The sequence below is a fragment of the Hymenobacter volaticus genome (assembly GCF_022921055.1).
GTDB lineage: Bacteria > Bacteroidota > Bacteroidia > Cytophagales > Hymenobacteraceae > Hymenobacter > Hymenobacter volaticus.
Genome location: NZ_CP095061.1, coordinates 535,117 through 548,825, shown reverse-complemented (window position 1 = coordinate 548,825; position 13,709 = coordinate 535,117). Strand labels below are relative to the sequence as shown.

General features: G+C 50.8%; 10 protein-coding genes, 1 tRNA gene and 2 pseudogenes. 4 read left to right on the top strand and 9 right to left on the bottom strand.

Annotated elements, in window-relative coordinates:
* Position 1 precedes the first annotated feature (1 nt).
* The 3 genes from MUN86_RS02370 to MUN86_RS02360 form a co-directional block, all read right to left on the bottom strand.
* A complete protein-coding gene (locus tag MUN86_RS02370; RefSeq protein WP_245121253.1) occupies positions 2 to 295 on the bottom strand; it encodes a helix-turn-helix domain-containing protein in 294 nt (97 codons plus the stop codon).
* A gap of 140 nt (positions 296 to 435) precedes the next feature.
* Entirely contained in the window at positions 436 to 1,245 is an 810-nt protein-coding gene (locus MUN86_RS02365) for a hypothetical protein (protein ID WP_245121250.1), read from the bottom strand.
* A 210-nt stretch (positions 1,246 to 1,455) separates the two neighbouring features.
* Positions 1,456 to 1,531: transfer RNA gene (locus MUN86_RS02360), tRNA-Lys, on the bottom strand.
* Positions 1,532 to 1,927: 396 nt separating this feature from the next.
* On the opposite strand from MUN86_RS02360, the pseudogene MUN86_RS02355 reads away from it, so the two are divergent.
* Positions 1,928 to 2,140 (top strand): annotated as a pseudogene (locus MUN86_RS02355) (quinone-dependent dihydroorotate dehydrogenase); the annotation flags it as partial.
* A 21-nt stretch (positions 2,141 to 2,161) separates the two neighbouring features.
* Here MUN86_RS02355 and MUN86_RS02350 read toward each other — a convergent pair.
* A complete protein-coding gene (locus MUN86_RS02350) occupies positions 2,162 to 3,094 on the bottom strand; it encodes an acyloxyacyl hydrolase (protein ID WP_245121247.1) in 933 nt (310 codons plus the stop codon).
* 389 nt (positions 3,095 to 3,483) lie between these two features.
* Here MUN86_RS02350 and MUN86_RS02345 point away from each other — a divergent pair, with 389 nt between their 5' ends.
* From MUN86_RS02345 to MUN86_RS02335, 3 genes are all read left to right on the top strand, one after another.
* Positions 3,484 to 4,239, top strand: a complete 756-nt coding sequence (locus MUN86_RS02345) for a porin family protein (protein ID WP_245121244.1) — start codon at positions 3,484 to 3,486, stop codon at positions 4,237 to 4,239.
* A gap of 163 nt (positions 4,240 to 4,402) precedes the next feature.
* Positions 4,403 to 5,071, top strand: a complete 669-nt coding sequence (locus MUN86_RS02340) for a porin family protein (protein ID WP_245121241.1) — start codon at positions 4,403 to 4,405, stop codon at positions 5,069 to 5,071.
* Positions 5,072 to 5,299: 228 nt separating this feature from the next.
* Positions 5,300 to 5,887: a porin family protein gene (locus MUN86_RS02335; protein ID WP_245121238.1), complete on the top strand. Its 588-nt coding sequence runs from the start codon at positions 5,300 to 5,302 to the stop codon at positions 5,885 to 5,887.
* A gap of 77 nt (positions 5,888 to 5,964) precedes the next feature.
* On the opposite strand, the pseudogene MUN86_RS02330 reads toward MUN86_RS02335, so the two are convergent.
* From MUN86_RS02330 to MUN86_RS02310, 5 genes and pseudogenes are all read right to left on the bottom strand, one after another.
* Positions 5,965 to 7,330: pseudogene (locus MUN86_RS02330) on the bottom strand (dipeptidase).
* An 86-nt stretch (positions 7,331 to 7,416) separates the two neighbouring features.
* Entirely contained in the window at positions 7,417 to 8,058 is a 642-nt protein-coding gene (gene plsY, locus MUN86_RS02325; protein ID WP_245121235.1) for a glycerol-3-phosphate 1-O-acyltransferase PlsY, read from the bottom strand.
* 49 nt (positions 8,059 to 8,107) lie between these two features.
* Positions 8,108 to 12,013, bottom strand: a complete 3,906-nt coding sequence (locus MUN86_RS02320; protein ID WP_245121233.1) for a hypothetical protein — start codon at positions 12,011 to 12,013, stop codon at positions 8,108 to 8,110.
* Entirely contained in the window at positions 11,989 to 13,056 is a 1,068-nt protein-coding gene (locus tag MUN86_RS02315) for a hypothetical protein (protein WP_245121230.1), read from the bottom strand. Before MUN86_RS02315 ends, MUN86_RS02320 begins: the two co-directional genes overlap by 25 nt.
* Positions 12,986 to 13,606 carry a hypothetical protein gene (locus tag MUN86_RS02310; RefSeq protein ID WP_245121228.1) on the bottom strand — a complete coding sequence of 207 codons (621 nt, stop codon included), beginning with the start codon at positions 13,604 to 13,606 and terminating at the stop codon, positions 12,986 to 12,988. The genes MUN86_RS02315 and MUN86_RS02310 overlap by 71 nt, the downstream gene beginning before the upstream one ends.
* Positions 13,607 to 13,709 lie beyond the last annotated feature (103 nt).

Genomic DNA, 13,709 nt, shown 5'->3' with positions numbered 1-13,709 from the left:
ACTAGCATATGGCCTTCCCTCCTTTCTGCTGGGCCGCCTCTAGATATGCGGCCAGCTGGCTGCGCTTGTATAGCACCCGCTTGTCCGATGAATTGTAGGCCGTGATACGCCCCTCCCGCCGCAGTTTGTTCAGGGTAGGCTTGGAGAGATGGATAAAGTCCAGTGCCTGTTTAGTGGTAAGATATTCAGCCTCTGTGGTGGGAGGCAACGTATGGCGCAGCGCTTGCAGCATCTGCGAAAAACGAACATCAAGTTCTTCCTGGAATTGATCCAGGGTTAGGGTTACGATTTTCATGAGAAGGAAAGAAGAAGGTTAAAGCAACTCCTGCAGGAAGCTGCTGCAACGTTCCCCATTCCTTACCACGACCGGAGGTAGTTATTTGGGGCATTTTTCGAATAGTTTACTATCCGTTCCTTGAATTACCTATAACAAGCTCATTTTAAGTGCATAAGATCCTTCTCAACTAATTGAGCCAATTCCGACTGCTCCGAATGCAAGAAGAACTGCTTGGCTTGGGTCATGTACTTTTCGTTCAGCACGCGATTATTTTCCTGACTTGGCGGTTCGGTCAAATAGTGAACCAAGGGGGCAATGCTATTCGGGGTGCGCGTCAGTATGCCAGCCAGGAGATGCACTAATTCGTTGCTATACTTCAAGCTTATTGTCCACATCTTACCAAGGTGCATGTAGTATATCACCGCGAGCTGTGTCTTTGTATCAAGGAGTTGCGTTTTACTTTTTCCTCGGCGCGCGGCTATCGGGTTTTGCACATAGCCTCTCTGTTGTCGAATCCAATCGAGCAATAACCGTCCATCCTCTCCCTGCCAGAGCGCTTCCATATCAACTTTCCCGCCCAACAAGACTCGGGCATGGGCGACAATACGTGCTTCCAAGTAATCCAGAAAAGATTCAGGTGTTTTCCTACGGGTGTAGCGGCCGAAGTGCTCTGCCAACAGCGCAATCCGATCATCCACTGTATAGGCAGGATTGAAAAAGCGTTGCAGAAACTCTTGGTCATACACACTTTCCTCTGTGACTGGAATGTGCTTACCTGCATCGTTCACTTGAATCTTCCTGGCAATGGTCACGTTATCCTTTGGGCGGATGTCCAGAGGTAGAGTCACGTAATCTCCCGTGGCCGGAATAGGGTCTCCTTCGCGAATAGCCTGCTTACGACCGATGTGTTCGTAGATAGAGAAAGAACGGTCGATGTGCAGAAACGGGTGGATGCGATGATTGGGCATTTGTAAAGGAGGATGAGGTAGAATAGCATCAGAAGTGAGATACAAAAGACCTCGAATGGCCTTTACACCAACTTGCAAGCTTAGGTTTACTATACCTACCCAAACTTGCCCCTACTCCTCTAATACTAACCGCTTACGCAAACTAAGCACGGTCCCACTTGCGGTCCCACTAACAAAAAAACCTCGTTTGCAATCTGCAAACGAGGTTTTTGGTGATCCCGCTGGGATTCGAACCCAGGACCCATACATTAAAAGTGTATTGCTCTACCAGCTGAGCTACAGAATCGGTTTCCACATACCAGACATCTATTTTCTGGATGGGATGGCAAAAGTACGTAACCACTTTGTAATCTCCAAACATCGCCAACTTATCAGGACAAGCAAACCATTGTTCGATGACCGATGCTTCTCAATATCAATCATCTACCTAAGCAAGTTTTTTACATTATCACATAGCTATTTCCGTTGTGCTTCAATACCAAATGAGTAAGAGTTTTGTACTTCGGACATTTCGTGGTCCGTCATATATAAAGCCTTTCTCAACCCCTTGTTCTTTCAGCTTAGCGCCGAGCAGGCCCACCATTTAATGTTCGACAACCTCAAGCGGGCTCACCGACTGCCTAGTACAGCCGCGCTACTGCAGAACAGGGCTGTGCACTGATGCAAACCAAGTGGCGACCTTAGTGGCTACCCTTTGCGCCGACGGGCTACGGAGGTAATCTTCTACCAGCACTCCAAGGGCGAACTGCCTATTACCGGCGTGGGCGGCATTCACGCGCTTGAGGATGCGCGCGAAAAGCTGGCAGCTAGCGCGTCGTTAGTACCGTTGTATAGCGGATTTATTTATGAAGGCCCGGGCTTGGTGAAGCTCATCAATCAAAACTTGGTTAACTAAACGCGCTTCAAGACCAGCTACTTAGTGGTTGAATTTCATACCAGCTTTAAACTCCAATACGTCGGCGGCACCGCGGTGAACCTTCAAATCGATGGCGCCAAAAACTCGGCTGGTAAAATGGTATTTCAGTCCTAACCGCTCGTAATAAAAGACATTGGACTTATAGGGGTTATAGAAATAGAAACCCAGGTGGGTAACAAGCGCCAGTCGGCCAAACAGCAGCTCGTGCCCTAGCACAACGCTAGCTTTTTTCACGTCAGGTAGCCTATCGGTGGTACGGGCAGTGTCTCGGAGTTGTGAGATGAGGCTACGATCGTAGAAGCCCTCCAGCCCAACCAGCACATTGCTTTTACGGCTTACGCGCCGTCCGCCTAACACCGATACAGATTGCACTAAGTATTTCTGCCGATCAACCGGACTACGCTGCTTGAAACCAATGCTGGTGCTTAGGTTAAAAAAGTCTTGGCCAATATCTGTGGGCATATCTTCAGAAGCGGGTACCGTAGGCACAAAGGGGCGCTGCTGATGATAGTTTATCCCCAAATACACTGTGGGCAGGTTGATGCCGAAGTTCGGCTTAGTGGTAGCTCCGTTAGAATAATGGTTTAGCCCCAGCCCGACCAACAACCCCGTGTGCTCAGCTACAGATACATCGTACTCAAACCGCATCTGCATGGTGGCATTTAACCGGGAGCTAACAATGGAATTTTTATGGTTGGTTTCGAGGTCGAAAGGATTGGTAAAATAGGCCACTCCTGTGCCCAGCCGAAAGTTCAGCTCTTGCCGAGGCGTTCGAAACAGACTCTTACTGATATATGTGGTAGCGGCGTACGACCGGTCCAGCACCGGGTTGTGATAATTATAATATACCAAGGCCAATCCGATACGCGGATAGCGGTACCACGCGTGCCAAGGCTCAGAGCCGTTGGTTTGCCGTTGCAGATTTAACTCCACTCCAGCGGGGTGTGATACTGCTAAATGTTTAACTGCCGGGGTGTGGGCGACAATAAAACTGCCTTGCGCATAAGCGCCTATGATGAGCGGTCCGGCGGGCACTTTTGCTATGGGCCCCTGCGCCCAACTCGGGAATACAAGCAGATAAGCTATAACAACAAGTATAAATCTAAAAAGCCCCGTACCCCGCATCATGACAATATAGAAGAGCACAAAAATACGCATTGCTCTAACAGTCTGCGACGTAGCTCAACATAAGATTATTTTTTCAATTATATGTAACATAACAAGGAGGTTTTGCGGTATGACTGCTTGACGCGGCCCACCGGGGCCTTCTGGCTCAGGTTCGTGCTGCTGAATTGTGTTTGCCACCTCACCCTAATTTTTTTATGAAAAAGTTTCTCTTACTTACCGTGGCAGCGGTTACTTCTGTCTCTATTGCTCAAGCTCAAGACGCGGGTGGCTTCCGCCTCGGCATGAAAGTTGGTGGTACTTATTCTAATGTTTCCGGTGATGACGTGAGTCAACTCACTGGTGCTGGCTACAGCACCAAACTTGGTGACTACAAGCTGGGCTATAATGCTGGATTGAGTTTCTCTATACCACTTAGCAGTGATGGTTTCTTCTCTTTTGCACCTGAATTGCTTTACAATCGCAAAGGCTACGAGATTCAAACCGAATCTAATGATGGAGCAACTTTAGCAGCGTATCCTGGCGCAATTAAAGTTGAGCAGGAACAAAAGCGCGTACTACATTACATTGACGTACCATTGCTAGCTAAAATCAATGCTGGAGGATTGTTTTTCGAACTAGGGCCACAGGTAAGCTATCTATTCGGCTCAAAAAACAAAACCCAGACTACAACTAAGTACGCTGACAACACCAAGAATAAAACTAATGAAGAGACAGACTTTTTAGATTACACTGGAATCTCTAAAAAGGATGCCGACAAATCAGATCTTGCTCAATTTGATATCAGTGGTGTAGCCGGGGTTGGATATATGACAGAAGGTGGCATCAGCCTGGGCTTGCGTTACGCTCGTGGCTTCAACTCGCTCATTGACACAAAAGACACTAAGAATGACATCAAGGTATTCAACAATGCCTTTACTCTTCAGCTTGGTTATTTGATTCCTACCAAGTAATTGATTTTGTTTCTACTAGAAGGCCGGTTGTCTCTTTCACAGAGGCAACCGGCCTTTTTGTTGCAACATTACTCTTCAGCTTAGCTGGCCGAAAATTCACTGGTTACGTATGAGTATCTGTTTTACAGGCCAAGGGTTCTTGTCCACTTCATTTCATATTTCCATGAAAAAACAGATTGCCATCTTCGCTACTTTTTTAGCTGCTGTGGCGGCGGCTCCTTCTGCACACGCACAGGGTGTCCGTATTGGCGTTAAGGGCGGCGCCAACCTTTCCAATCTTTCCGGTGATCTTACCAACGAAGATCGTTATCAGAACAAGTTCGGCTTCCACGGCGGCCTAATGCTCAATATAGGCTTACTCGACGACGGTTTTCTATCAGTTCAGCCGGAAGTTTTGTTCTCCCAGAAAGGATTTACTTACGCTGACGACGAATACACGATTGGCGGCAACAAATTCAAATATGACGGCGACCGTACGTACAACTATATTGATGTACCGGTGCTGCTGAAAATTAAGGCAGGCAGTGTCTACTTCGAAGCCGGACCGCAGTACAGCTACTTATTGAAAGTGAAAGACGACACGAAAGTGACGCAAAACGGTACTGTACTAGCTCAGAATTCTAACACTTCTAATCTCGATAATGTGAACCGCAACGAAATCGGTTATGCCGCCGGGTTGGGTTATCAGTCGGAAGGCGGTTTGATGCTAGGCTTGCGTTACAACGGCTCCTTCACCGACTTCGGGAAGGATGGCTATCAGGATGCCGAAACCCGCAACGCACGCAACTCAGTATTCCAAGCTTCTGTTGGCTTCTTATTACCGAGCAAATAGAAACTCTGAACCAAAGAGTCTCAAAAGCCTCATCTGCAAATCAGATGGGGCTTTTTTGATGCTCTCACTTGCTACCTATTCCGAGCAAATATTTCTAACGGCTACCTGTTTATGCAAAATCCGCTTTCCGTGTGCTGAAAGAGGCTTTTTAGCTACTTATATGGAAGCAACACCAGTTTTCGTTATAGCTTCGTGCGTTTGTTGCACTGCTTTTCCTTGGCGTTCCTTATGAAGAAACTACTTTTCTCCCTTTTATTGCTGGTTGGCTCAGTTGGTGCGGTACAGGCACAAAGCGACGTTTCCCTTGGCTTAAAAGCAGGTGGCACCCTCTCCTCTTTTTCTGGAAAGCAGGCCACGAACGACAAAAACACCTTTGGGTTTCACGGCGGCGCTTTCGCAAATATTGGATTTACTGACCTCTTCGCGTTTCAGCCAGAGGTTATTTACTCGCAGAAAGGCGCGAAGTATCTCTCCAATGATATAACAACCCGTCTAAACTATGTGGATGTGCCTTTGGCTTTCCACGTCAACGCTGGCGGCTTGTTTTTTGAAGCTGGTCCCCAAGTTGGGTTTCTGTTAGCTGCTAAAAGAAAGACTGGTAACACCAGCACGGACATAAAGAACGATTACAATACCGTTGACTTCGGCTATTTATTTGGCTTAGGCTACCAGCGTAAAAGCGGCCTCGGCATTGGGCTACGCTACAATGGCGGATTCACCAACATCGAGAAGTCCATCACTAGCGGCCCCACAACAGTGCAAAACAACATCCGTAACAACGCTTTTCAGCTTTATTTAACGTACTCATTCTACTAGCGCTAGTGAGGCTCTTAAACTATCAAGGCCCAGTCTCCACATTGGAAACTGGGCCTTGATAGTTTAAACATGAACCTTTACTTCTTCATAGCCGCCGCATAGTTGCGGTAGAAATGCGGGATAGTTTCGATGCCTTTCAGGAAGTTGAATACACCGTAGTGCTCGTTGGGTGAGTGAATGGCATCGGAATCTAATCCAAAACCAAGCAACACGGTGTCGAGGCCTAGTTCAGTTTTGAACATGGCTACGATGGGAATGGAACCGCCGCCGCGCGTTGGGATGGGGCGCTTGCCGAAGGTAGTTTCCATGGCGTCGGCGGCGGCTTTGTAGGCGATGGAGTCCGTGGGCGTGACTACTGGTTCGCCGCCGTGATGGGGTTTTACGACTACGGTTACACCGCTCGGGCAATGCTTTCGAAATGCTGCTGGAACAGGGCTGTGATTTCGTCGGAAGTTTGATGAGGCACCAAGCGCATCGAAATCTTGGCGTGGGCTTTGGACGCAATGACGGTTTTGGCACCTTCGCCGGTGTACCCGCCCCAAATACCGTTCACATCGAGCGTAGGCCGGATGCTAGTGCGCTCCATGGTGCTGTAGCCTTTCTCGCCGTAGATGTCTTTCAAGCCGATGCTTTGCTTGAATTCTTCGTCGGAGTAGGGGCTTTGGCCATTTCGGCGCGGTCCTCATCACTGAGTTCGGCTACGTTATCGTAGAAGCCAGGAATGGTAATGTGGTTGTTTTCGTCGTGCAGGCTGGCAATCATCTTGCAGAGCACATTGATGGGGTTGGGCACTGCCCCGCCGTAGAGGCCAGAGTGCAGGTCGCGGTTTGGGCCGGTTACTTCCACTTCATGGTAGCTCAGGCCCCGCAAGCCTACTTCGATGCTTGGCGTGTCGTTGGCCAGAATACCGGTGTCGGAAATCAAAATAACGTCGGCGGCTAGCTTCTCTTTGTTGGCTTTCACGAAGATGCCCAAGTTGTTGGAACCTACTTCTTCTTCGCCCTCGAACATCACCTTGACGTTGCAAGGCACGCTCCCGTCTTCCTGCATCATTACCTCGAAGGCCTTGACGTGCATGTACACTTGACCTTTATCGTCGCAGGCACCGCGGGCGTAGATGTTGCCATCCTTGATAACTGGCTCGAACGGCGGCGAATCCCACAACTCGTAGGGGTCGGCGGGCTGCACATCATAGTGACCGTACACGAGTACTGTGGGCAGACTTGGGTCAATGATTTTGTCGGCGTATACAATGGGGTTGCCGGCGGTTTCGCACAACTCTACATTTTCTAGACCTACCTCCCGCAGGCGGTCGGCTAGGTAGTTGGCAGCTTTGCGTACGTCGGCCTGAAACTTTGGATCGGCAGAAACAGAAGGAATACGGAGCCAGTCGATTAGCTCGGTGAGGAAACGTTCTTGGTTGCTTGCTAGGTAAGAAGCCATGCGGGCAAGGGGATTAGTTGGGAATGCAGGGTAAAAGTAGCCAACGAACTGCTACTTCACCTGTATCTTGAAGTTCTTAGGTTTGACTACTTCCGCTTCCAAGGTAGCGGCACGCGGCTTTCGGTGCCAGCTCGCAGCCGCCCAATGTTAGCCCGGTGCGTGTAAATGAGCAGCGCGGCCAAAACAAACCCAAACCATAATAATAGTGGGTTTTGTGGCCGGAAAGCGGGTAGCAATTGTAACAAGGCAAACGTCACGCCCGCCGTCATAGAAGATAACGACACGTACTGCGAAACGGCCAGCACTGCTAGAAACACCAAGATGCACACCCCAACCGTAGCTGGTGCAATAGCCAGCATCATGCCCAGTACCGTAGCCACGCCCTTACCACCCCGGAAACCGGCAAATACTGGATAAATGTGGCCTACAATAGCTAGTACACCACACGCCAACTGGAAGTACAGCAACTGATCTGGCTGGATAGCGCCTTGCCGCAGCATCACCGTAGCCAAAGAAGTGGCAGCCCACCCTTTCAGCACATCAATGGCCATTACGAAGGAGCCTGGCTTCTTACCTAATACCCGAAACGTGTTGGTGGCACCGGCATTACCCGAACCGTGCTCCCGAATATCGAGACCAAAAAAACGTTGCCCTACCCACAAAGCAGTTGGGATAGAGCCGAGCAAATAAGCACCGAGCAGAAGGCCGAGGACGACAGGAATGTTCATTAGCAATGAGGTGGGGTTGGAAGTTTTACGGACTCGGTTGGCGGCAGTGCTAGTATTGCCAAGAAAATACGGCGGAGCTGCGCGAAACTCGCGAAAAACCAGCATACAAAAAGCCCCAACTAGAAGTCGGGGCTTTTTGAGATGATATGCACACTTGGTGGCTAGTATGCCACTTACGAATCACCGAAGGGTCGTCGGCGTCTTTCTTCTTTTTCTTTTTCTTGCCGGCATCCTTGTCTACGGGAGCATCGGCATCTGGCTCGGCAGTTGGTTCAGCAGCATCCGCTTTTTTGTCTTTTTTCTTTTTGCTGGTTTCTTCAGCTGGAGCTGCGTTATCGACAGGAGACTCAGCAGCAGCGGCTTCTTCTTTTTTCTTCTTTTTGCTGGTATCAGGTGCCGGAGCCGCGTTAGCGTCGCTACCAAAAGGATCAGCATCCGCTGCTACCTCTTTTTTGTTTTTCTTCTTCTTGGCATCAACAGGGGCCTCATCAATCGGCATGCCATCGGCATCGAAAGCAGGCTCATTGCCCTTCTTCTTTTTCTTCTTGCTGGTGTCCGCTTCGATTTCGCCGACTTCCTGCGGGGCCGAAGAAACAACTGCTTTTTTCTTCTTCGGATCTTCCTTCAGGTAGTCTTTGCGGAAGTGCGATAGAAACTGCTGCACTTCTTGGTCGTCGCCGAGGTAGAACCCGTATTGAGTCGCCGTGTTGTAGTCGCCTTTGGCTTTGTAGCCGATGATTTCGTCGAACGAACCATGTTGTGCCTTCGCCAACAAGGCAGACCCTGAATACTTGAGGTAGTACCAAGTTTGTGGTTCAGCCTCCAAGTAAAGCTCTACCAAGTCGGCACCCGCTTCTTTGCGAATCTCAATGTGACCATCAATCAAGGCATTGATATCTTTTTTGCCTACGCTTACCAAACCAATCTTACCCACCGAATACCAGGCATTCAGTTTGTCGTTCCAGCGCAGATCCACCTTATTCAGCACAACAGTGTGCAAGAACTTAGGCGAGATTTTCTGCAGTGGCTCGTACTTGCCGCGCCGCTCGGCGTAGCCCTGTACTGCCTTGCTACCAATAAACTCGCCGAGCTTGTACAACTCTTCCTGCGAGCCATTGAGTGCTTCTGGTGCGCCTTTGGTGTTGGTAGCAATGTCAATACCCATTGCCTCAACCGCCTTCTCGGGCAGGTTGATGTCGAAGGCCATGAAAGCATCCAGCGCATACTTGTTGCTGTCTGGCTTGGCCGTACCCACACCCGACGCCGTGATGCCGTAGTCTTTGTTGGAGTTGATGAGGTTGAACTTACCGCGGAACTTCATAGCCGCCGTGGAATCGTTGAAACTCAGCACGGAGCCCTCATAGATGTTGGGGTCGGAGAGGTCGTGGTTAGCAATGGTGAATATTCTCTTCTTTTGGTCGAAGGTGAGGTAGCCGTTTGTGGTGAACAAGTTCATATCGGTAACCGAGGGTTTGCCAGCCACGAACAGCGGGTACACTTTGCTGCTCTCGCCAGACACAAACAATCCGGTTAGCATTGGCAATCCTTCTTCGGTTTTCGGCTCTAGCAGCTTAATGCGCACGCCTTTGGGATCGATGCTGTCTTGCACCGCAAACCACTCTGCCGAACTTGGCTTGTTGCTAAACTCCAGCCGCGCCTGACCATCGAAGGTGAAGCCGCGCTTCTTGGAGTTTAAGTTGATACCACCACGGTAGGCAATACGAGGCGCCAAATGAAACTTGTCGGCGGCTTGAATACTGGCAACGGCTAAGGTAGCCGGCGCCACGGGCTCATCGGTTTGCCGCTTTTTGAGCAGGCTCTTACCACCTTTCGCCACCTTTCCGGCCACTAGCCCGGTGCCCGTCGAGTCAACTTGGAAGTTGGCAAACTTGATGGCGAACGAATCGGCAGCGGCGTTTTTGTAGCTATGGAGCGCATTGCCGGTGAAAGCGTTGCGCGACAGCACCTGCACATCCCCTTTGTAAAGCTGATGGAACTTAGTCAGCGTGTCCATCACGATGTTCGCGTTCTTAAAGCCGCGCATTTGAGCATTGGCCAAGATGTATACTTTACTGGAATCGGGCTCAATCCAAGCGTCGGCAGATGCAATGCGGGGTACACCGCCGGCTACCAAGCGGTAGCGCGACAAATCGTATTCTCCGGTAGCAGCCCGGAACTTCAAGCCGTTCTGTTCAGGCTTCGTGGAGTAGAAGTACGAGCGAGTAGAGTCGGCACCCGGCGCTACTTTCAGCTGCACGTTCTTTTTCTTGAAATCCCACTTACCGCCCGAAAGCGTGGTTTTGTAGTCGGAATACGGCAGGTCGATACTAGACTTATTATCGCCTTCCTCACGAGAGAAGGCAGCGTTGGCGCCCTTCACATCGAAGGCAAACGCCACGTTATTAGCCGTCAAGGCAGGCTTGTTCACCTCCGCCGACTTGATACTCAGCGTTGACTTATTGCCGGTATAGCTTGTAGGCTTAAACACAATCTTAGGCGAGCGAATAAACGACTGTGGTCCATCCATGCGGCCGTCGCCATAGAGGCCGCCCGGCGTGAGCGTAGCAGTGCCTTTGAAGCCATATTGGTCGCCGTACATCTTCATCGGCAACCCATTAGGTTGGCTGGTCAGGTACATGGAATCTGATTTCACGGCCCATTTCATCTGGTACCCAAGTGGCAGATTCACCTTGGCAAACTCCACCCCATTAAGCGGCCCTGGCTGTATCACACCGGACTTACCCACCGTCACCACCGAATCTCGGTAGAACACGAACTGGTCACTTTGCAGTGTACTAGTCAGGTACTTTATGTCGCCAATGCCCTGAATACCCTGGTTGCTCATTCTCACTTTGTTGAAGAGCCGAGCCTTGCCACCGTATACCGGCACCCCCTCCTTGGGTAAATCGTAATTGAAGCCCAACGAACCGTCGTCCTGCAAGGTCAACTTGGTTTTGATGTCAGGCAGAATTCCACCCGACACGAACGTACCCTTGAAGCCTACCGCCGAGCGGTTTTTGTTGTTGAGCGAGTCGAGTTTGAAGGGCGGAATATCGAAGTAAACGGTCGTATCGTAGGCCCCGCCTAACACTTCAGGCTTATCGAAAAACACGTAGGCCCCAGTGCTGGCATCGAACGAAGGATAAGCCCCGAGCTTCTTGCGTCCCGACTTGTTGTTGGGATGGTTGATGTACAGTTTACCGGCCGACTCTTTTTTCTTGTTGGTTAGAGTGAAGTCCGTTTCCTTCCGGGCTTTCATCACCGAGCCCTTCGAGTTTCTGCCCTTCACGATGATGGAGTCAATCTTGGCTAGATCGATGAAGAAACCATCGTAATCAAATTTGAACTCCTTGCCTTTGAATACGAAGGCCGAGGCTACTACCGTACCATTGAAGAGGATACCCCGGTTTTTCTGAATGTGGATAATGCTGGAATCCGGCTTCACGAATACAGTCACCGAATCGTCGGAGAAGTTGAAGCGGTCCACGCCCCGCACCAGCAAGTCGTTGGTAGCCAAGTTTAGCGTAGCGTTCTTCCCAGCCGGCGACAAACTCTTGATGGCAATGTGGTCGTAGTCTTTCTTGCCCCTCGACGAGTTGACGTAGTGCAATGCTTTCGGGCGCAACGTTATTTGTTGCGTCTGCGGGTTCCAATCAACATACCCATCACGGGCGAGGCCCGCCACTGCCGACCGAACATTGGCCGGCTGCAGCTTACGGAAAGTAGCCACCTCCTGCACCGTGAAACGCCGCACGTTGTTGTTCTCCAAGCTGTAGCCCACTATCATTTGTAGCGGGTGAAGCTTGTTAATGGCTTTGATTTGCTGGTAACGGGTGTTGGTATAGAACTCCTTGCTTTCGAAGCTAGCCGTCACTTGGTTTTTGGCCGTGAGAATAGCAAACTCGATGTTGGGTGTAGTGATGGGCCACGTCAGCAACTCCGACGTGATTTCCATCTGGTGGTAAGAGTCGAAGTACGGCGTGGATTTGTAGAGGCCGTTTTCGCGGCTAGCTGCAGTACTTGATTTTTCTTGGAAAACTTAAGCTTCACTCCAGGGTGCGTGAGCGAGTCAACCTTGTCCTCGAAGATGGTTACGGCAGCACGCTCGGCGCTAATAACTGAGTCGCCAAGTACATAGGCCCGGCTAGATGCGCGGAACTTAGGTTTGCCGTCTAAGTCAACGAAAATGCGCGACAACGAGCCGTCGAGCGACGCCGATAGTGCTCGGTTACCGGCCAGGGAGAATCCCCCGTAATATCGAATGTTGTTGCCGATGTTCTTGACGCGGGCATCATTGGTAAGCGAGATAAAGCGCGGAAAACCGGTATCAGTAGAGCCGGGCTTTTTCTTGACGCTCTTGTATGACAAAGCACCTTTTATGGGCGCTTCCAGTACGGCTGGATAGGCTAGGCTAACGGGTTCGGCCTTGAACTCCGCATGCGTGATGTCGAAATCATAGCTATTGAGGTCGGCAGAAACAGGATTGTTATTTACCTGCCAAGCGTATTGCCCGCCGTAACCCACAAAGGTGTTGGTGAGAGGCACAACCGCTCCGCTGGTTTTCCGGATAGTAACAGAGTCGCCATTAGCCGAAATAATCAAGTCAGCATCCTTCAGCACCAAGACTGGCCCGCGCGTAGGCGGCGCTAGGTAGCTGTCGTAGTAGGGAGCAGGCGTAAAAACTGGCTCTGGCTCAGGAGTTGGCTTCGCGGCGGTACCAGTTTTAGGAGCGGTTTTGGCGGGTGCTTTCTTGGCGGGTGTGCTCCAGCCATCGTTGCTGTCGCCCCACCCGTTGCTACCACTGCTACTCCAGAGGTCAGCAGTGTCCCAGCCGTCACTGCTTCTCTTCTTGGGAGCGGCTTTGGGTTTGGCAGCAGGCTTCGCGCCGGCTTTGGCAGGGGCTGGCTCTGGCGTGGGGCTGGCGCTGCTACGGGTGTAGGCGTGGGGGCCATGCTCGGCATGTCTTGCTCGTTGTACGCAAACGAGAAAGAGCCCCACCTACGCGCAGTTTGTTGTAGCGCGAACTGTACAGCGTCTTGGTTTGCAGGAACTGCGTGGTGGCGGCAATAAACTTAGCGGCTTCCGGCCCCGGAATGTTCACTACCGTTTTGGTTAGTACATCCAACAGGCCGTCCATCTGCTGATCCGGCATGTTTTGCACTGTGGCACCGGCAATCAGGCCGTTAAACAGTAATTCAAAATGTGGCCGAGGCTTGTAGCCCAAAGCCAGCATTTGCTGCGACAACGTCACAATCTTACTCTGCTGAGTGGCCGTGAGCTTGTTGCTGGCCCAAAGCTGCTGCAGCCGAACTCCCGAACCGATGGCTGCAGAGTTTTTGGTGGTGGCCATCATCAACTGCACATCCTGCATAAACTGAGCAGGGTCGGAAGATAGCTTACCTGAAAATTTAGGCACGGCCGAAGCGGCCGCGGCAGCCGGAGTAGCTGGCTGCGCTTTGGATGGTTGCGGCTTATTTTGCTGGGCCAGGACCGGGGCACTCACCCCTAACAGCACCAAGCAAAGCCATCTGAGAATAGCTTGCTTCATAGAAAATTCCGTCGGAACCTGATTAGTCGTCTACAATTTCGGTAATAGTCGCCATACTATTGGGGTTGGATTGCAAGCGACGTTGATTTTTGTGGTTTTGCAC